The following is a 19,088-nucleotide window of genomic DNA, read 5'->3' as shown; positions in this document are numbered from 1 at the left end:
CCCTGGTCCTGTCCTCGGCGTCAACAGCACTTGTGTCGCTGATTCTTGCCAGATGACACCGCCTTGGCCCAAAATGGCGCTGGGTCCCACCATGAATGTTCGATTCGGAACCGTCCTTTTCCTGATCCTGGCCGCCTGTCCACTGATGGGCCAAATTGGGGAAGGCGCCACGGACGACGGGCCGCTGCTCTTTCGTGAAACCGTCCAGCCGATACTCCAGAACCGTTGCCTGGCCTGCCACAACCAGAAGGTTCGAAGCAGCGGCCTCTCGCTGGAGAGCCGGGACGGACTCCTCAGCGGCGGAACTCGGGGTCCAGCCGTTCTGCCGGGAGACTCGGAACAGAGCCGTCTGATCCACGCACTGGCCCATTCGTCCGATCTGAATATGCCTCCCGGAGGCAAGCTGCCGGATGCGGAAATCCAAGCCCTGGAACAATGGGTGGCATTGGGGGCTCCCTGGGACGAGTCGGGCGATTCCCACACCGGCGGTCACTGGTCGTTTCAACCCGTCCGGCGTCCCGCGCCGCCTCAGGTTTCCGACGCGGCGTGGATCCGCACACCGGTCGACAATTTCATCTTGCAGCGATTGGAGGAGGAGGGACTGCAACCGTCACCCGAAGCCTCCCGGATCACGCTGCTGCGCCGTCTCAGCCTGGATCTTCTGGGCCTTCCGCCTTCTCCGGACGCCGTCGGCCGTTTCCTGGCGGACACCCGCCCCGGCGCCTACGAGCGCGCCGTGGAGCGCCTGCTGGCTTCGCCCCACTACGGAGAACGCTGGGGCCGGCATTGGCTGGACGTGGCCCGTTACGCCGATTCTGACGGGTTCTCCGACGGACCCCGCCAGATCTGGATGTACCGGGACTGGGTGGTCCGCTCCCTGAATCATGACCTCCCGTTCGACCGTTTCGCCATCCAGCAGTTGGCGGGCGACCTGGTTCCGGATGCGTCCAAGGAACAGATCGTCGCCACCGGATTCCACCGCAACACCCTCCTGAACCAGGAGGGGGGCATTGACGTGGAGCAGTACCGGGTCGAGCGGGTCGTGGACCGGGTCGAAACCACCGGGGCCGCCTTTCTGGGCCTGACCGTCGGTTGCGCCCGCTGCCATGATCACAAGTACGATCCCGTTTCCCAGAAGGAGTTCTTCCAGCTCTACTCCTTCTTCAACAACGCCGAGGAGAGGAGCCCCGAACTGGAAAAGACGGACCGGCCGCGGCACTGGCCCTTTCTGGAGTTCGGGACCGACCGGGAGTTCGCCCGGCGAGACATCATCCGGAGCCAGTTGGCGCTGCTGGAGGAGGAGTTGAAATCCTACGAGAAAGGACTCCTGGACCGCTTGCCGCAATGGGAAAAGGAGCTGGAACCGGAGCGGCGGCGGGAGTTTCCTCTCGAAGTTCAGAAGATACTGGCGCTTCCGGCCGACGAGCGGAACGAGATCCAGCTCAAGACCCTGCATCTGCTCTACAAGGAGCAGGATCTCGGCTTCTCCACCCGAAAGGCCGGCATCGACTCTCTGAAGCAGGCTGAACCGAAGCTCCCCAGCACCCTGGTGATGAAGGAATTGCCGGAGCCCCGGGAGGCCTACGTCCATCTGGGCGGCGAGTTCACCCGCCGGGGAGATCCGGTCCGCCCGGACGTGCCCGCCGTCCTGCCTCCGCTGGACGCCCGGTCCCGGCCCGACCGCCTGGACCTGGCTCGATGGCTGGTGGAACCGGATCATCCCCTCACGGCCAGAGTCACCGTGAACCGGATTTGGCAACGGTACTTCGGCGCCGGACTGGTGGAGACCGAGAACGACTTCGGAATCCAGGGCGCCCAGCCGTCCCATCCGGCGCTTCTGGACTGGCTGGCCTCCGAGTTGATACGCCAGCGCTGGAGCCTGAAGGCGATGCACCGCCTGATCGTCACCTCCGCCACCTACCGGCAGTCGTCCCGCCATCGAGCGGACGCCTCCAAGGTGGACCCGGACAACCGGATGCTGGCGCGGCAGCACCGTCTGCGGCTGGAGTCGGAGGTGGTGCGAGACGTCTGCCTGTCTGCCAGCGGACTCTGGAACCGGGCCATCGGCGGGCCACCCGTCTTTCCTCCCCAACCTCAGGGGAGCAGCCGCCTGGGACATTCCAAACGAGAGTGGGTCGCCAGCCAGGGTGAAGATCGATACCGCCGGGGCCTCTATACCCATTTCTGGCGCTCCACACCCCACCCGGCCCTGATGGTCTTCGACAGCCCCAACGGGATCACCACCTGCACCCGGCGTAGCCGCTCCACGTCGCCTTTGCAGGCATTGACCCTGCTCAACGACGAGGCCTTTTTCGAGTTCGCCCAGGGTCTCGCCCGCCGGGTGCTCCGGGAGGGTCCGGACCAGGACTCGGAGCGCATCGGCTACACCTTCCGCGTGTGCCTGTCGAGGCCCCCCAGCGCGGAGGAGACCACTCAATTGAAGCGGTTTCTGGATCGCCAGAGGAACGACCTGGCACAGCACCCGCAGGAGGCCCGATCCTTGCTTTCGCTTGATTCCGAGGACGAGGATCCGAAGGAACTCGCGGCCTGGACCCTCCTCTCCAGCGTGCTCCTGAACCTGGACGAATTCATCACCCGGGAGTGAACCCCATGCAGAGCTATCGACCCTGGCTTCTTTCGGAGACCCGGCGACATTTCTTCAGCCGCTGCTCCCTGGGATTGGGACAGGTTGCGCTGGCCTCCCTGCTCAGCGACGGCCGGCTTCTGGCCCGGAAGCCGGACCTGGCGAACCCCTTGGCGGCCCAGGACCCCCATTTTCCGGCCAAAATCCGAAACGTCATCTATCTCTACATGGTGGGAGGGCCCAGCCAACTGGATCTCTTCGACCACAAGCCGAAACTTCAGGAACTCGACGGCAAGCCGATTCCCGATTCCTTCCTGAAGGACAAGCGCTTCGCCTTCATGGACTTCTTCACCAAGGAGAAGCCGCGGCTTCTGGGTTCGGAACGGGAGTTCGAACGATACGGGCAATCGGGGAAGACCCTCTCCGAGTGCCTTCCGCACACCGCGTCCATCGTCGACGACCTGGCGTTCGTCTCCACCGTCTCCACCGACAACTTCAACCACGGGCCGGCGCAGATCTTCAGCAACACCGGCTCGCCGCGGCCCGGGAAGCCCAGCATGGGTTCCTGGGTCAGCTACGGCCTGGGGACCGAATCCCAGGACCTGCCTGCCTTCGTGGTCCTCCAGTCCGGCCGGCAAGGTCCCCGAGCCGGCATCTCCAACTGGGAGAGCGGATTCCTCCCCACCATCCACCAGGGGATCCCCTTCTTCAGCAGCGGCGATCCCATCCTGAACCTGGCCAGTCCCGCCGGCATGAGCCGGGACCGGCAGTCCAGCCGGGTGGAGGCGATCCGCAAACTGAACCTGGCCCGGTTGGCCGAGACCGGGGACCCCGAGATCGCCACCCGGATCGCCTCCTACGAAATGGCCTACCGGATGCAGACCAGCGGTCCCGAGCTCATCGACTTCTCCAGCGAGACCCGGAAGACCCTGGACATGTACGGCGCCGAGCCGGGAGCCCGGTCGTTCGCCAACAACTGCCTGCTGGCCCGGCGCCTGGTGGAGCGCGGGGTCCGTTTCGTCCAGCTCTATCACGCCGAATGGGACCATCACGGAAACGCACACGTGAATCTTCAGGAGGGACTGGACAAGGTCACGAGGGAGACCGACCGCCCCTCGGCGGCCCTGGTCCGGGACCTGAAGCAACGGGGACTCCTGGACTCCACCCTGGTGGTCTGGGGAGGAGAGTTCGGCCGGACCCCCATGGGGGAGAAACGGGACTCCATCGGGCGCAACCACCACATCGACGCCTACACCATGTGGTTCGCCGGGGGCGGAATCCGGCCCGGCCAGACGATTGGAAAAACGGACGACCTGGGCTTCTCTCCGGTGGAGGACCCGGTCCACGTCCACGACATCCACGCCACCATCCTGCACCTGCTGGGACTGGATCACACCCGGCTCACCTTCCGTTTCCAGGGACGGGAGTTCCGCCTCACCGACGTCGCCGGCAACGTGATCGAGAAGCTATTGACTTAAACAGGACTCACCTTTTGTCATCCCCGTCTTCACCGGCTCCGGCCGCTCCACCGAGGTCATGAAAGCCGCCATCTATCGGGGAATCGGGCGAATCGGTCTGCAGCAAGTGGAGCGGCTTCCGCCCCCACCCGGATTCGTCACCATCGATACCCGGCAGACCGGCATCTGCGGAAGCGACCTTCACGCCTACCGCGGCCACTGGCCCCAGCCCAAGGCTTTGGCGTTGGGGCACGAGACCTCCGGCGTCGTGGTTGAGCTGGGGGAGGGGGTCACGGGATTCGAGCCGGGAGACCGGGTCGCCATCGAGTGCTTCTCGCACTGCGGCCGCTGCCGCTACTGCCGGAGCGGCCACTACAACCACTGCCGGGAGCGCCAGTGGGTTTCGCAGGATTCGCACGGAGGTTTTGCCGAGTTCACGACCGCTCACGCCTCGGCTCTCTTCCGTCTCCCTGCGAGCCTGAGCTTCGAAGAAGGGGCCCTGGTCGAACCCCTGGCGGTCGGTTGCCGGGCGGTGGGCCAGGCCGGCGCGACCTGGCGGGATCGGGTCGTGATCCTGGGCGGTGGAACCATCGGCCAGGTCTGCGTGGCGGCAGCCAGGGCGGCCAACGTGCGGGAGACCTGGATCACCGTCAAGTACCCGCAACAGGCCCGGATGGCCCAGGATCTGGGCGCCGACCACGTGTTCGTGCTGGGTGAGAACAACCTTGAGGACTGGGTGAGCGGCCTGGACCAGGGTCCGCGGCCGGACGCGGTGATCGAAACGGTGGGAGGAGGCGGCAATTTTGACCTCGCCCTTCGGATTGTCCGGCCCCGCGGCACCGTGGTCCTGGTGGCCGGCTATCCGGAACCGGTCCAGGTGGACCTGGGCCGGGTTCTGGAATCCGAGGCGGTCGTGACCGGGTCCCACTGTTACGCTTCAACCGGATTGGACACCGACTTCGGCGCGGCCATCGACCTGATGGCCAGCGGCCGGGTGGATGCGACCCGTCTCGTCACCCACCGGTTTCCTTTGGAAGCCGTCGAAGAGGCCTTTCGCGTGGCCGCGGACAAATCCTCCGGTTCCATCAAGGTCCACCTCTGCCAGTGATCTTTCCCCGCTCCATTCCGATACGACGAAAAAGGCGAAAAGCAGGTATCCTGGAACCAGAGAGCGACAATCCCATGCAGGGACGACGTACTCCGGTCATGACACGGCGATCGCTGCTGACTCGCGGGCTCGCGGGTATTGCGGCGACGGCGTGGACCAGTCGACGGAGGGCCGGGGCCACACCCGTACAATTGTCCAACCCGGCCGCGGCCGCCCAACGGACGCATCCGGATTCACATTCCGGCCCACCTCGGAAGGAGATCGTGCTGGGCATGTCCGCCGCCTTTTCCGGCCCCTCCCGAGGATTGGGCAGCGAGCTCTACCGGGGAGCCAAGGCCTATTTCAACCACGTCAACGAAAATGGCGGCGTCAACGGCTGCCGGATCCTCCTGAAGCTCTACGACGACGGCTATCAGCCGGACCCGTGCGTCAGGAACACCATGAAGCTCATGTTGGAGGACCGGGTCTTCCTCCTGTTCGGCTACGTGGGGACACCGACGGTGACGCGGGTGCTGCCCCTGCTCAAGAAGTTTCAGGACGAGAAGGTCTTTCTCTTCTTTCCCTTCACCGGAGCCCAGCCCCAGAGGGAACCGCCCTACGGCGACTTCGCCTTCAACCTCCGGGCGTCCTACCGGCAGGAGACCGCCGGCCTGGTCGACAACTTTCTTCGCGTCGGCAAGAAGCGCATCGCCGTGTTCTACCAGGCCGACGCCTATGGCAGGAGCGGCTGGGCGGGCGTCCGCGCGGCCCTGGCGGCCCACGGCGAGAGACTGGCCGGCGAGGCCACGTACCGCCGCGGGCAACGGTTCACCGGCACCATGAGGGCACAGGTCGAAATTCTCCAGGCGGCTTCTCCCGACGCCGTGATCTGCATCGGTTCGTACGCCGCGTGCGCCGCGTTCGCGCGCGACGCCGTGGACCTGGGGCTTCAGATTCCCATCGCCAACCTCTCTTTCGTGGGGAGCGAGAACCTCCTCCAACTGCTCACCGAGGGCCGCGACGACGCAGAGAGATACACCCGGTTTCTGGTCAACTCGCAGGTTGTACCCAGCTATGAGAACACCTCCATTCCGGCGGTGCGGGAGTACCGGCAATTGATGGAGCGTTACGACCCCGCCGTTCCCGAGGAACTGGTCAAGGAACCATACAGTCCGTTCCCCCAGAGCTTTGTCAGTCTGGAGGGATTCCTGGACGCCAAACTGATGGCGGAGATTCTTCGGCGCATGGGGGGCGGGCACGATCGAACGAAACTGGAGAAGGCGGTCTTCTCGGTGCGGAACTACGATCTCGGAATCGGGGAACCGGTCTCGTTCGGCCCCGACCGCCGGCAGGGGCTTCAGATGGTCTATTACACCGTCGTCGAGGGCGGCCGCTTCGTGACCCTGGACGATTGGCAAGGTTGGGTTTCCTGAAATGAAGATACAGAAACTTTTCCAGAAAACCCGCTTCGGCATTTTCGCCCTCTTCGGACTGATCGTCCTGTCGACGTCGATTCTGTGCATCTACACCGTCGACACCCAGTTGTCGGCCGAATACGAGACCAATACCAGGAATATCGCCAAGACCATCGCCGATGCCAGCGTGGACATCCTGCTGAACCGGAATCTGGCGACGTTGCAGTCGATGATCGATCAGTTCGTGGAGATCCAGGGAATCCGCTACATCTACATCACGAGCGAGTCGGGGGAATACCTGGCCCACACCTTCGTCCCGGGGATTCCCGAGCAGGTCCTGGCCAGTGATCCGTCCAGCACCGAGCCGGTGGAACGCAGCATTCCCGGAATGGGCGACTTCGTTGAAGTGGGCAGCCCCATCCTGGCCGGGGTCGCCGGCACCGTCCACGTGGGGATGGATCTGGACCTGGTTGCCCTTAAGATCCAGCGGGCCATCGGCCAGCAGGTCATCCTGATCTGCATCTTTCTCGTGGTCGGTATTCTGGCGTCGATCTGGTTCGTGAACCTGGCGGCAAAGCCGCTGGGTGGACTCCTGGCTTATGCCGTCGACCTGGCGGGCAACCGGGATACGGACGAGGCGAGAGACGACGAACTGCTGGCGCGCGACGACGAAGTCGGCGACTTGGCCCGCCTCTTCCGTTACGTGTCCGACCGCGGGTCCGGTTCGGAGTCGTCCGGGACCTCGCCGGGACAGCCCGGGTAGGAGGAATTCGAGCGGTGCGCATACCGCGAAGCGGCATAGCTCTCATTTGCACCACTCTTCAAATCTGCTTCGGCACCGTCTATGCGTGGAGCTTCTTTCAGACGATGCTGGTTCGGCAGGTCGGCTGGACCCATACCCAAACCGCCTGGGCCTTCAGCATCACCATCTTCTCGCTGGGCGTTTCGGCGGCCTGGGCGGGGAGCATGCTTCCCCGGCTGGGCCCCCGGATACTGGCCCTGGCCGGCAGCATCATGTTCTCCGGCGGATACCTGATCGCGGGCGTCGCGCTGCAACTCGATCTGGTCCCTCTTTTCTATTTGGGATACGGCGTGATCGGCGGCGCCGGGATCGGATTCGGTTACGTGACGCCGGTCGCGACGGTCGCCAAGTGGTTTCCGGACCACAAGGGGCTCGCCACCGGCATCGTGGTGATGGGCTTCGGAGTCGGCGCGTTCCTTCTGAGCAAGGGACTGGCGCCACTCCTGATCGTCCGGACGGCGGGAACGCTCCCCATGGTCTTCTTCTGGCTCGGAATCATCTTCGCCTGCATCCTGATTCCCTGCAGCCTCCTCCTGAGCAATCCCCCCGCTCCTGCCGCCCAGACCCGGGGAAACCAAAGCATCCGGCAGGATGCCGCCGCACCGCGATCGGCCCGGACCTATTTGGGCACCACCCAGTTCGTCATCATGTGGATCGTCTTCTTTTTCAATATCGCCGCCGGGATTTCCGTGATCAGCTTCCAATCGGAACTTCTTCAGGAGATCTGGGGTCTCTCCGATCCGTCCATCGAGCCCACCATGCTGGCCGCATACGGCGCGACGCTCATTGCCGTCAGTTCGCTCTGCAACGGTGTGGGACGCCTCTTCTGGGGACTCCTCTCCGACCGTCTGGGCCGGGCCGCGGTCTTCCGCATCCTGCTGGCCAGCCAAATGGTGGTCTTCGGGGTTCTCATGACCGAGACCAACCCCTGGATCTTCTCGATACTGGTCTGCTACGTGCTCCTTTGCTTTGGCGGCGGGTTCGCCACCATGCCCCCCTTCGTGCTCGACGTCTTCGGCAGCAGGAAGATGTCCACCATCTATGGCGTGATTCTCACGGCGTGGGCCGCCGCCGGCATCTGCGGGCCGCTCTACATGGGATATCTGAAGGACACCTACCCCGACCGGGCCGTCATGTACTGTTTTCTCATCGGCATCCTCATGCTGGGAGCCGGGTATCTGTTTTCCTACCTGCTCAATGACGGGAGGATACGGCTGGGGCGTCCCACCCTGGAGAACACGCTGCACCGCTACGGGATTCCGGTTCCGGGCAAGAGCTGAAAAAGCCCCGGCGCGTTTGTTGCATCCCGAATCGGAATACATTAAATCGTAGTTTTTCAGTCCGACTTCCGCCACCGGATTGCGGTATTCTTGTCCCCGCTTACGGCTCGGACGGACGGCGCCGGCGATCCAGAGATCATGCGACGACGCGAGTGGTTTCGGAAATTGGTGGGGGGACTCGTTGGAATCGGCCTGTTGGTCGTTCCATTGGGAGCGGGTCTGGTCTTCCTCCTCAACCCCCTCCGCCGCCGTGCCGGGCAGCACGGCTTCAGCCGCGTGGCGTCCGTTGAAAGCCTTCCGATGGGCGTCCCCCGGCACTTCATGGTCCGTGGCCAGCGCCGGGACGCCTGGGAAGTGGGCGCCCAGGTCCCGCTGGGGGCCGTTTACCTGGTCCGTCAGGAGACCGGCATCCGGGCCTTCCAGGTGATCTGTCCCCATGCCGGATGCTTCGTCGGATATGAAACGGACAAGCGGCGGTTCCTTTGCCCCTGTCACGACAGCTCCTTCGGGCTGGACGGCGCCGTCGCCGATCCCGGCAGCCCCTCTCCCCGGGGTCTGGACGAGCTGGAGGTCAAGATCGAGAAGGGCGAGGTCCTGGTTCGTTACCAGGAGTTTCGACCGGGTATCGGCGAGAGGATCGCCGTCTCGTGAGCGACTGGTTGGATCGCAGGACGGGCTACCGGCGACTCGTCTCCTGGCTGCTGTACGAGTCGATCCCGGGCGGCGCCAGATGGCGCTACGTCTGGGGCAGCACGCTGATCTTCACTTTCCTGCTCCAGATCCTGACCGGATTCCTCCTATGGACCGCCTACAGTCCCTCGATCCGGTCGGCCTGGGAGAGCGTTTACTTCATTCAACACCAGATGGAGTTGGGCTGGTTCATCCGGGGACTTCATCACTACGCCTCCCACGCCATGATCGTGCTGCTGGTCTTTCATCTGGTGCAGGTGGTCATCGCCGGGGCTTACCGTTCTCCGCGCGAGATCAACTGGTGGTTCGGCATGCTGCTGCTGGGGCTGGTGCTGGGAACGGCCCTCACCGGGTACCTGTTGCCGTGGGACGAACGGGGATACTGGGCCACCCAGGTGACCACCAAGATCCTGGGAATCGTCCCCCTGATGGGACCGACCCTGGAACGCCTGCTGCTGGGCGGACCGACTTACGGACACCACACGCTCACACGTTTCTTCGCTTTGCACGCCGGCATTCTGCCGGCTCTGCTGGTGCTGGCCACGGTGTTGCACGTCGTCCTGTTCCGCCGCCACGGCGTGACCCATCCCCGGAATGCCAAAGGAGAGGACTATTTCTGGCCCCGGCAGGCGTTGCTTGACGGAATCGCGTGCTTGGCCGTAATGGTCGTGTTGGCAGCGCTGGCCGGTTGGGGCGGATGGGAGCGGGGCTTCGTATTCGGACCCGAAGGCGGAGCACCCCTGGATGCGCCGGCCGATCCTTCCCGGCCTTCCCCTTCGGCGCGCCCCGAATGGTACCTGCTCTTTCTGTACCAGTTCCTGAAGTATTTCCCGGGACGGACCGAGGTGATCGGCGCGGTGGTGATTCCCTCGGTGGTGGTTGGGGTCATGTTGTGTTTCCCCTTTCTGGGCCGCATCCGCCGGGGGCACGCGCTGTGCGTCGGGATCACCGTCGCCACGCTCACCGGCGCGCTGCTGCTGACGGTGACGGCCGTGCGGGAGGACCAGACCCGGCCCATGTACCAGGCGGGACTGGCGGAAGCGGAAAAGAAGGCCCGGCGTGTCCTGGAACTGGCCAGCGAAAACGGGATTCCTCCCGGCGGGGCCCTGGCGATGCTGCACCGGGACCCGCAGACTCAGGGTCCGCCGTTGTTTCGAGACAACTGCTCCGCCTGCCACCGCTGGGACGGCCATGACGGTACCGGGGCCCAGGTGACGGAGGTCCGGAATGGAGAGTCCGTGGCGGTCGCGGCGAGCGCCAGCGATCTGGCCGGATTCGGCACTCCGCAATGGGTCGCCGAATTCTTGAGGGATCCGTCGTCGGAGCGCTTCTTCGGGAAGACCCGCCACCGGGAGGGGACCATGGTCCAGTGGTCCCGGAAGAACATTCCTCTCATGACCGGGCGAGAGATCGAAGCCGTGTCGGCGTTCGTCATCCACCACACCGGCGATCCCGAACCAGCGGTGGCGGACCCGGAACTCATGGCGCTCGGAGCGCGCGTTTTCTCGTCGGGAACTTCGGAAGGGGCCCAAGGCTGCGTCCTGTGCCATCAACTCGACCACCCGGAGGTGTCGGGGGCGGGAATGGCTCTGGGGCCGGACCTGACCGGATATGGTTCACCGGAGTGGCTGGGCGGAATCATCATGGATTCTTCCCAGCCCCGTTTCTACGGCAGCCAGAACTCCGGGATGCCCAAATTCGCCCATCGGCTCCGCAACCAGGAGCTCCAACTCCTCACCGACTGGATCCTGGCGGAGAACCCAACCGGAAAGTAGGGGACAGCGACCATGAACCCGGAAATCGGGCCCGATCGGATGCAGCTCGCCGCCGCTTCGACCGGCTGCGGACCCGGCTCCCGAACCCTGTTCTTCATGGTCCTGACCGCCGCCGTTCTATCCCCCGGCTGTACTCAGCCGGCTCCGGTCGAAACCGGGGAGGACGGCCGGTTCCCCATCTTCCACCGGACCGGGACTCCCATCTATTTCACCGATCTGAGCCGGGCACAACCGGAGTCGGCCCTGACCCGGCGGGAGAAACGCTTCGCCTGGAGGCTCATCGACTACGAGACCGAGGACTTCAAGGGATCGCTGGTCTTTGCGGGGGAGGAGGCCGAAGCTCCCGACCTGACTCTGGGCTTGGACACGGCTGGCGTCCACGACGTGTACGTCGGCATGTTCAACACCGCCTGGAGGCCCTACCAGAATATGCGCGTGCAGGCCAAGCTGAGCGGCGACCCGGCATTTTCGACACTGTTCCTGCCGGCGCCGGAGGGTCTGCCCTCGGGTGTGCCCGAGGACGACACTGTCCGGGGCCCCCGGATTCAGGAGGTCTATTACAAGACCGCCGACCTGAGCGGACAGGACCTCATCATCCGGCAACCGTGCCAGCGGGTCGTCCCGCCGGACCAGGAGTACGGCAACTTCTGCGAAAAGGTGTGGGTCGCCTACGTGAAGCTGGTGCCGCTGAATCCGGAAGAGGTGGAAGTCCTGAAGCAGGATCGGGCGCGATCCGACACCCGCCGGCTTTTCGGCTACAACGACTCGTGGGCCGTGGCCTGGGGACGTGCGGAACCGCCCTCGGCGGAATTCGTCCGGTCTCACCTGGAGCCCTACCGCAACACCGACTTCCGCCGGATCTACTGGGACGGGATCAGTGGGGAAGTCTGCAACTACTTCACCCGGATCGGAAAGATGTGGACCCGGGAACACTTCCCGCTGGAGGATTTCGTCAGGAAGGGCGACCGGCTCCTGATCCAGTCCTGGACCGAGTACGTGGAGAAAGGGATCGATCCCCTCCGGGTGGCAGCCGACGCCGCCCACGAGATGGGTCTCGAGTTCCACGTCAACTACCGGCTGGGCTGGGGCCCCTTCTACTGGCCGCCGCCCTGGGAAGCCTTCAACCGGGGAGGTTTCGCGGACCGGCATCCCGAGTGGCGAACCGTGCGCCGGGACGGGACGCCCGGCACCGCCATGTCCTTTGCCTTTCCCGGAGTTCGAGACTACATGCTGAGTTTCGTGAAGGAGATGGCCGCCTATCCCGTCGACGGCATCGCCATCCTCTACAATCGCCAACCCCCGTACGTCGGGTACGAAGCGCCGCTGGTGGAGGGTTTCCGAGCGGAGTCCGGCAAGGACCCCAGGGAGCTGGACGAGCAGGACCCGGAGTGGCGGGAATGGTTGGCCTACCGGAGCCGGGCCACCACCCGGTTCATGAGGGACCTTCGCGAGACACTGGAAGAATCGGCCCGGGAGCAGGGCCGGGACGAGCCCTTCGAGATCACGGCCTGGGTCTTCGGCAACCTGCAGGAGAACCTGGAATTCGGATTGGATCCCGAACTCTGGGTGCGGGAGCGGCTGGTGGACACCCTGATCCCCTACTCGTCGGCCAAGCACCTCTTCAGTTGGCAGCCGTCGTGGGAAGACCCTCGGGACGTGGCCGCGTGGGTGTCGCTGACCCGGGGGACGGGAACCAAGCTCGCCCTGAACGTCATGCCCCGCAACCTGCCGGTGGCCGAATACAGGCGCAAGGCAAATACCCTCTATGGCGCCGGCGTGGAGTATCTGGCCTTCTGGGACACGGTCATCCAAGGCAGCGCCTCGTCCCTGGCGCTGCGCCGCCTGGGACACGCCGAAGAGATCGCCGCCTGGCTGAAGGCGGGACAGCCGGCGGAGGAACTGCCCTTCTCCCGCTTGCGCAAACTGGGAGACTGGGACCTGAGCTTCTTTCCCGAGTGAACCCGAACCGCAGAGTCAAGCTGGGGGACTGATCCCGTGGAGAATCGAATCGCCCTTGTGACCGGCGCCGGCCGCGGCATCGGACGCGCCATCGCCACCGGGCTCGCCGCCGAAGGCGCGCCTGTCGCCGTCACCGCACGCAGCGTGGACGAACTGGAGAACCTGGCCCGTGAGGTGAGAGCCGGAGGTGGAGAGGCGCTGGTGGTCCCGGACGACCTGTCGGACCGGTCGGCTCCGCACCGCATCGTGCGGACCGTTGCCGACACCTGGGGTCCCATTGAGATCCTGGTCAACAACGCCGGTGTCGGAAGCAGTCAGAACCCCAAGCCTCTGGTGGAATTCGACGACGACTTCTGGGACCTGACGCTCATGGTCAACCTGACCGCGCCCTACCTCCTCACCAAGCTGGTCCTCCCTTCCATGATGGAACGGGGATGGGGACGGATCATCAACATCTCGTCCATCGCCGGCAGAATCGGGGGTGAGCACGGCGCCGCATACGGCGTGAGCAAGCACGGTCTGTTGGGGCTGACCCGCAGCACGGCTGTCGAGGCAGCCGCTCACGGCATCACCGCCAACGCCGTGTGCCCCGGCGTGACCCGCTCCCGCCTCAACGACCGGCGGCTGGAGTACGACTCCCGGAGGCTGGGGGTCAGCTTCGAACAACTGGAGAGGGAATCCACTCCGCTGGGACGCCGCCTGGAACCGGAAGAGGTGTCGGTCCTGGCCGTGCAACTGGCTCGGGACGAAGCGCGGGGCATCAACGGCCAGTGCATCAACGTCTGCGGCGGGCGGGTGTTCGGGTAGTTTGCCGCGTGGAAGGGCGACTTTCTTGTCGCCAATTCTTCGGTTCGCCCAATTGGAAGACGCTACGCGGAGTGGGGACTCCGTCCCCCCTGCCCCCCTGAATCGGGGACAGGAATGTCCCCGCTCCCATTCCTTCCCTTTTGTCGGCGCCCGGGACTATAGTGGCCGGGTTATGGCAACCAACAAATCAGAGCTCGATCGACGAGGATTTTTCCGGAGAAGCGGGTTGGCCGCCGCCGCTCTCTCGGCGCGCAGCTACGGGCGGGTCCGGGGGGCCAATCACCGGCTTCGCATCGGCATCATCGGTTGCGGAAAGATTGCCGGGAGCCACCACCTGCCCAAGCTCCTGAAGATGTCCGAGAGCGCCAACGTCGAGGTCGTGGCCGTGTCGGACGTTTACCGGTCGCGGGCGAAAAAGTTTCAGGATCGGATTTCGAAGGCGGGTGGGATGGCCATCGAGAAGCTCTTCCATCAGGACCTGCTGGAGATGAAGGACGTGGACTATGTCGTCATCGCCACCCCGGAACACTGGCATCACCGGCAGACACTCGACGCGCTGGATGCGGGCAAGCACGTCTACTGCGAAAAGCCCATGACCCACACCATCCCCGAAGCCCAGGAGGTGGTTCGGAAGGTCCGGGAGACGGGTCTCAAGCTGCAGGTCGGCGTTCAGGGGATGAGCGACGACAGCTACTCCAGCGCCAATCGGGCCATCCGGGCCGGCAAGCTGGGTACGGTGGTGGAAGCCCAGATGGAATATGTCCGCAATCACCCCCTCCACAAGGGCCCCTGGCGCAGGGGCATCCGGTCGGACGCGCCCAAGCCGTCCGACCTGGACTGGAACCGCTGGTTGGGGCCGGCGCCCAGGCGTCCCTGGTCTCCCCACCGTTTCTTCGAATGGAGAAACTACAGGGACTATTCGGGAGGGATCTCCACGGACCTGTTCATTCACCGCCTCACCCGCGTGCTGAAAGCCTGCGAACTGACCTACCCGAATTCGGTTGCCGGGTTGGGGGGGATCTACATCTGGGACGACGGCCGCGACGTGCCCGACAACCTGGAGATGATCGCCGAATACCCGGCAGTCGAGGGAATCACCAATGGGATGACTCTCCACATGCTGGGCACCATGGCGAACAAGCATGGTGTCGAGCACTGTATCCGGGGACACAAGGCCACGCTGGTCTTCACCAGGCGAGGCTGGAAGATCCTGGATCAGAGATCCGGAAAGGTCGTGGAAACCCACAGAAAAACGGGCGCCGAGGACATGGCGCTCCACCATCGCAACCTGCAGGCGGCTATTCGGGACGGCAAGGCTCTGGCCTGCCCGGCCGAGTTGGGACTGCGCGGAGTCGTCGCCGTGGTCATGTGCAACGAGTCCTGGGCTCGAAGAAAGCTCATGACCTGGGATTACAGGAAACAGGAGATGGTCGAAGCGTAAGGTGACGTTGCGGCGTACCTACAGCAGCCCGTAGAACAATTCTTCGTACTGTTCCGTGATTCGTTCCCAGTCGAAACGGCGGCGAACCCGATCCTGAGCCGCCTTCCCCAGTTCCCGGTAATCCTCGGGGCTCTCGCAGACTCTGGCCATGAGCCGGGCCAGCCGCGCCTCCTGGTTGAAGGGATAGAAGAGTCCGGCGTCGGCCACGGCTTCCCGGTTTTCCGGGATATCGTTGACCAGCACCAGGCAGCCGGCTCCCATGGCTTCCAGCAGACCGGGATGGATCCCTCCGATCTCCCCCCCGTAGACGTAGCAGCGGCTGTGGGAGAGCAGCTCCCGGTACCCCTGCCCGTAGATGGCTCCCGGCAACAGCACGTTGATCCCGCGGGCCAGTCGCCGCAGATGGTCGATGTACGGTCGGTTGTAGGGAGCGTCGCCCACCACCACCAGGGGGAGGTCCACACCCGACTGCCGGTAGGCGCGGATCACCCGATGGGCGTTGTTCTCCGGCTCCAGCCGGCTCACGAACAGCAGATACCGATTCGCCTCCAGACCCAGCTTCCGCAAGACCTCCCGGCTCTCCAGCCGCCCCACCGGGGCTCCATAGGGAATGAACGGAGACTTCCTCCGGTAACGGCTGAGATAGTAGTCCTGAGTGGTCCGGGCGTCGGTCACGAAGCAATCGGGAAAGCGGACAGCCAGAGACTCGCCCATTCGATGGAATGACCGGCCCAACCAGTTCCACTTTTTCCTCTTCCGTTCGATGCCGTCCACGTTGAGGACCACCCTCTGGCCCGCCAGCCGCGGGAGCCAGCAGAGAAAGGCGTTAGCCGCATTGCACACCAGGCAGACGTCGTAGCCCCGGAAACAGGCGCGCAAAACGGACAGGGAAGTATGGGAAACCGTCTCCAGGTATTTCTGCCGGATCGAGGGCAGGACCCGAATGCGGACTCCCCTGTAGGTGGAGAGCTTCGGATCTACGAAGTGGCTCCGTCCGTAGACCGTGACCCGGTGTCCCCGGCGGACCAGACGGACGGCCAGCTCCTCGGCAAAGGTCTCGAACCCGCCGTAGTTGGCGGGAATCCCGCGAGTGCCCAGGATGCCGACCTTGATCCCCATAGGCCATTTCCCCTTCCGGACCAGAGATTACCACCACTATGCCGTCGAACCAGAGCGATCCGGTCGTGTCCCTGCGCGAAGATATCCCTCCCGAAGCTCCCGGACTCCCGCCCTGGTTCCTCCGGTTCGGCTTCCGCTCCCCCGGAATTCCGACTGCTAGAATGGACCTCCCAGGGAGCGAACGACGGTGCATATCCGGGACGGCGTCGACATCAAGGAGAACGAGTTCCGCTTCGTCTTCTCCCGCAGCGGCGGGCCGGGCGGGCAGAACGTCAACAAGGTGGACACCCGGGTCACCCTCGTCTTCGACCTGATGAGTTCCGGCAGCCTGACCCCCAGGCAGAAGGCCGAACTGCGACGGCGCCTCGCCGGTCACCTCAACCGCCGAGGCGAGCTGCGGGTGGTTTCTCAACGGCACCGGAGCCAATGGAGGAACCGGCAGGAGACTCTGGAACGCTTCCGCCACCTGCTGGCGTCGGCCCTGGAGAAGCGGAAGCGGCGCTACGAAACCCGGATTCCGGCCCGCTCCAGAGTGCGGCGTCTGGAAGACAAGGCACGTCGCAGCCGGACCAAGCAAATGCGGCGTAAACCGGCGGCCTCCGAGTATTGAAACAGGAGTGTCCCCCCTCCAAAGGGTTCAGTGGAGATATACGACCGGCTTCAATCCCAGAAATTTGACCATGGGCAGGAAGTCACGGTCGGAGAACAGCAACGGGAAGCCTTCGTCGATACAGAAAGAGGCGATGACAACATCGACGGTATTGCGGATCGTGATCCCCGTCCTGCGCAACTCCCGGTAGCGCATGGCAGCCCGTTGTGTCCGCTCGCGGCCGAGCAGGTCGAAGGACGGAAGCTTCGCCAGTGCTCTCTCTGCTGCTCTGAAATCCGAGTCGTTTCGGAATCCCTGGAGAACTTCCACCAGAATCAGGTCGCCGGTTGCCGCCACGTCCTGTCCCAAAAGATCATTGAGACGATGGGTCTCCTGTGTTGGGATGCCGTTGAAATAGTCGATCCAAACACTGGAATCGACCAGAATCATCGGTCTCGCCTCATCTTTTCCAAATCACCCGTCCAACGAAGTTTGCCGCGCAATCCTCGGATTTCTTCCTGTTCCTTCAAACGAATCAACGAGGCCAGACCCAATTCCACGACCTCACGTTTGGTCTTGGCCCCGGTGGCGCGCATGGCTCGTTGCAGGAGGTCGTCGTCAATGACAATATTCGTTCGCATTTGGAGGCCCTGCCGGACTATGTGTATAAATCAAGTGGATTATACACATTTTTTGCGCGGGAATCAAGTCTTGCGAGTCACTGCGACCTGGACGAAGCCGATCCGGAGGATCGGAACTTCCCTGACCAGGACAGGCCCGGTGGTGGATGAAGGAACGTCTCGGCGTTCCGCCGGCTGGACCGGCTATCCTTCTTCAGATCCCGTCGGCGAAAATTCCCGCCTCTGCACCGCATAAGGGGCCGTCAGGAAGAACAGCAGCAGGATCAGCACCTCCGAGTCGCCGAAGTTGTACTCCAGGCAGCCCGCCACGTGAAACGCCGCCGTGATGCAGAGGCCGTTCAGGCTCAGGAAGCGGACCCACTCCGATTCAGACCGGAGCCACATCCGGATCAGGTCCCGGATCAGGACGATCCAGAGCGCCAGCCAGAACGCCAGTCCCACGAGGCCGGTCTCGGCGGCCACCTGGAGGAAATTGTTGTGCAGGTGTTGATAGGCCCAATCGGGGTATTCCTGGTGCGACCGATACTTGAGAACCTCGCGGTAGACCATGCCGGGTCCGACTCCCGTCCAGGGATGTTCGGCAATGAGGCGGGATCCGGACCGGACCATCTCCAGACGGACCTGGGTCGTCGTGTCGCTCAAGTCCACACCTGACAGGAGGCGGTCCCGAAACGGCGTCGGCACCACGATCAACAGAGCCATCAGCGCCAGCAGCAACAGCAGCACCCGGGTCCTCTTCGTCAAGACCACCAACAGAAGACCGCCCGCGGCCGCTCCCAGCCAGGCGTTCCGGGTGAAGGTCACCAGCAGGCACCAGCTCAGGAGGATCAAAAGGAGCAATCCGAGGACTGGCAGGCGCCGGCGTCCCATCTCCTCCCGTTTCGCCGTCGCGGAGCCGGCCGCCGCGAAACGCTCCCGGCAGAGAAAGACCCCCAGCGAGACGGCCCCCATCATGAGCTGGCCGGAAAAGGTCATCCAATGGCTCATGAAACCGGTGATCCGATGCTGAAGATCCGGCTCCATCAGCCAGTAGTACTGCGCCAAGGCGAAAATGGCGCTGGCGCCGACAACCCAATAGATGCGCCTCACGGTCCACTTCACGTGAACTATTCCGAGCCAGGTGAACATCAGGGGGACGAAGAGGAAGCGCACCAGTTTCTTGAGCGAGCCGGAACTGGTCCCGGGGTCTGCCGAGAAGAGCACGGCGATCCCGATGGAAATGACAAAGAGGAGGAGCGGCAGCGTGAAAGGAGGCCAACGGAGGTGAAGGCGCCGCCGCCGCAGCGTATCGACGATCCAGAGGAGCAGGGCAACCCCGGCGAAAATGTATGCCGCCGCGATGGAGATGAGAGACGCTACGATGGACGCGGCGGCGCACCAGGGAATCCAACGTGCCTGAATCTGACTGGAAATGTGCTGCTTTACCGATGCCATTACACCGT

16 protein-coding genes are annotated in these 19,088 nt (G+C 64.1%); 12 read left to right on the top strand and 4 right to left on the bottom strand.

The features are described from left to right. The first annotated feature begins 52 nt into the window (after window positions 1-52). The 11 genes from OXT71_09980 (at window position 53) to OXT71_09930 (ending at window position 15,297) form a co-directional block, all read left to right on the top strand. Window positions 53-2,605 (top strand): PSD1 and planctomycete cytochrome C domain-containing protein, encoded by a 2,553-nt coding sequence (locus tag OXT71_09980; GenBank protein MDE2926713.1) that lies wholly within the window; start codon window positions 53-55, stop codon window positions 2,603-2,605. Between the two features lie 5 nt (window positions 2,606-2,610). Continuing rightward, window positions 2,611-4,062: a DUF1501 domain-containing protein gene (locus OXT71_09975; protein MDE2926712.1), complete on the top strand. Its 1,452-nt coding sequence runs from the start codon at window positions 2,611-2,613 to the stop codon at window positions 4,060-4,062. A gap of 58 nt (window positions 4,063-4,120) precedes the next feature. Next, window positions 4,121-5,149: an alcohol dehydrogenase catalytic domain-containing protein gene (locus OXT71_09970; protein MDE2926711.1), complete on the top strand. Its 1,029-nt coding sequence runs from the start codon at window positions 4,121-4,123 to the stop codon at window positions 5,147-5,149. Between the two features lie 272 nt (window positions 5,150-5,421). Continuing rightward, window positions 5,422-6,561 carry an ABC transporter substrate-binding protein gene (locus tag OXT71_09965; protein MDE2926710.1) on the top strand — a complete coding sequence of 380 codons (1,140 nt, stop codon included), beginning with the start codon at window positions 5,422-5,424 and terminating at the stop codon, window positions 6,559-6,561. Window position 6,562: 1 nt separating this feature from the next. After that, window positions 6,563-7,306: a hypothetical protein gene (locus OXT71_09960; GenBank protein MDE2926709.1), complete on the top strand. Its 744-nt coding sequence runs from the start codon at window positions 6,563-6,565 to the stop codon at window positions 7,304-7,306. 14 nt (window positions 7,307-7,320) lie between these two features. Continuing rightward, complete coding sequence (locus OXT71_09955; protein MDE2926708.1) at window positions 7,321-8,625, top strand: OFA family MFS transporter; 1,305 nt, start codon at window positions 7,321-7,323, stop codon at window positions 8,623-8,625. A 138-nt stretch (window positions 8,626-8,763) separates the two neighbouring features. Continuing rightward, window positions 8,764-9,276, top strand: coding sequence for a Rieske (2Fe-2S) protein (locus OXT71_09950; GenBank protein MDE2926707.1), 513 nt, complete (start codon window positions 8,764-8,766; stop codon window positions 9,274-9,276). Then, on the top strand, window positions 9,273-11,090 hold the full coding sequence (locus OXT71_09945) for a cytochrome b N-terminal domain-containing protein (protein ID MDE2926706.1): 1,818 nt from the start codon (window positions 9,273-9,275) through the stop codon (window positions 11,088-11,090). The genes OXT71_09950 and OXT71_09945 overlap by 4 nt, the downstream gene beginning before the upstream one ends. 12 nt (window positions 11,091-11,102) lie before the next feature. Beyond that, window positions 11,103-13,049, top strand: coding sequence for a family 10 glycosylhydrolase (locus tag OXT71_09940; GenBank protein ID MDE2926705.1), 1,947 nt, complete (start codon window positions 11,103-11,105; stop codon window positions 13,047-13,049). Between the two features lie 36 nt (window positions 13,050-13,085). Beyond that, entirely contained in the window at window positions 13,086-13,856 is a 771-nt protein-coding gene (locus OXT71_09935) for an SDR family NAD(P)-dependent oxidoreductase (GenBank protein MDE2926704.1), read from the top strand. 226 nt (window positions 13,857-14,082) lie between these two features. Further along, a complete protein-coding gene (locus OXT71_09930; GenBank protein ID MDE2926703.1) occupies window positions 14,083-15,297 on the top strand; it encodes a Gfo/Idh/MocA family oxidoreductase in 1,215 nt (404 codons plus the stop codon). Window positions 15,298-15,315: 18 nt separating this feature from the next. Here OXT71_09930 and OXT71_09925 read toward each other — a convergent pair whose 3' ends face one another. Further along, complete coding sequence (locus tag OXT71_09925) at window positions 15,316-16,416, bottom strand: glycosyltransferase (GenBank protein MDE2926702.1); 1,101 nt, start codon at window positions 16,414-16,416, stop codon at window positions 15,316-15,318. A 187-nt stretch (window positions 16,417-16,603) separates the two neighbouring features. Between OXT71_09925 and arfB the strand changes: the two genes are divergently transcribed. Further along, window positions 16,604-17,026: an alternative ribosome rescue aminoacyl-tRNA hydrolase ArfB gene (arfB, locus tag OXT71_09920; protein ID MDE2926701.1), complete on the top strand. Its 423-nt coding sequence runs from the start codon at window positions 16,604-16,606 to the stop codon at window positions 17,024-17,026. A gap of 27 nt (window positions 17,027-17,053) precedes the next feature. Here the strand turns inward: arfB and OXT71_09915 are convergent, their stop codons facing one another. From OXT71_09915 to OXT71_09905, 3 genes are all read right to left on the bottom strand, one after another. Continuing rightward, complete coding sequence (locus OXT71_09915) at window positions 17,054-17,455, bottom strand: PIN domain nuclease (GenBank protein MDE2926700.1); 402 nt, start codon at window positions 17,453-17,455, stop codon at window positions 17,054-17,056. After that, the gene (locus tag OXT71_09910; protein MDE2926699.1) at window positions 17,452-17,646 is read right to left on the bottom strand and encodes a type II toxin-antitoxin system VapB family antitoxin; all 195 of its coding nucleotides are present in this window, start codon (window positions 17,644-17,646) and stop codon (window positions 17,452-17,454) included. The genes OXT71_09915 and OXT71_09910 overlap by 4 nt, the downstream gene beginning before the upstream one ends. A 183-nt stretch (window positions 17,647-17,829) precedes the next feature. Continuing rightward, window positions 17,830-19,080, bottom strand: a complete 1,251-nt coding sequence (locus OXT71_09905) for an O-antigen ligase family protein (GenBank protein MDE2926698.1) — start codon at window positions 19,078-19,080, stop codon at window positions 17,830-17,832. Between the last annotated feature and the right edge of the window lie 8 nt (window positions 19,081-19,088).

It is taken from the genome of Acidobacteriota bacterium, assembly GCA_028874215.1.
In the GTDB taxonomy this organism is placed as follows: domain Bacteria; phylum Acidobacteriota; class UBA6911; order RPQK01; family JAJDTT01; genus JAJDTT01.
Note: the sequence above shows the minus strand (reverse complement) of the source record. Positions and strands in the feature narration are given on the sequence as shown.

Bases quoted from the DNA above. Each gene is read 5' to 3' on its own strand.
- OXT71_09980 (MDE2926713.1), top strand. From the start codon at position 53: ATGACACCGCCTTGGCCCAAAATGGCGCTGGGTCCCACCATGAATGTT.
- OXT71_09975 (MDE2926712.1), top strand. From the start codon at position 2,611: ATGCAGAGCTATCGACCCTGGCTTCTTTCGGAGACCCGGCGACATTTC.
- OXT71_09970 (MDE2926711.1), top strand. From the start codon at position 4,121: ATGAAAGCCGCCATCTATCGGGGAATCGGGCGAATCGGTCTGCAGCAA.
- OXT71_09965 (MDE2926710.1), top strand. From the start codon at position 5,422: ATGTCCGCCGCCTTTTCCGGCCCCTCCCGAGGATTGGGCAGCGAGCTC.
- OXT71_09960 (MDE2926709.1), top strand. From the start codon at position 6,563: ATGAAGATACAGAAACTTTTCCAGAAAACCCGCTTCGGCATTTTCGCC.
- OXT71_09950 (MDE2926707.1), top strand. From the start codon at position 8,764: ATGCGACGACGCGAGTGGTTTCGGAAATTGGTGGGGGGACTCGTTGGA.
- OXT71_09940 (MDE2926705.1), top strand. From the start codon at position 11,103: ATGAACCCGGAAATCGGGCCCGATCGGATGCAGCTCGCCGCCGCTTCG.
- OXT71_09925 (MDE2926702.1), bottom strand. From the start codon at position 16,416: ATGGGGATCAAGGTCGGCATCCTGGGCACTCGCGGGATTCCCGCCAAC.
- OXT71_09915 (MDE2926700.1), bottom strand. From the start codon at position 17,455: ATGATTCTGGTCGATTCCAGTGTTTGGATCGACTATTTCAACGGCATC.
- OXT71_09910 (MDE2926699.1), bottom strand. From the start codon at position 17,646: ATGCGAACGAATATTGTCATTGACGACGACCTCCTGCAACGAGCCATG.
- OXT71_09905 (MDE2926698.1), bottom strand. From the start codon at position 19,080: ATGGCATCGGTAAAGCAGCACATTTCCAGTCAGATTCAGGCACGTTGG.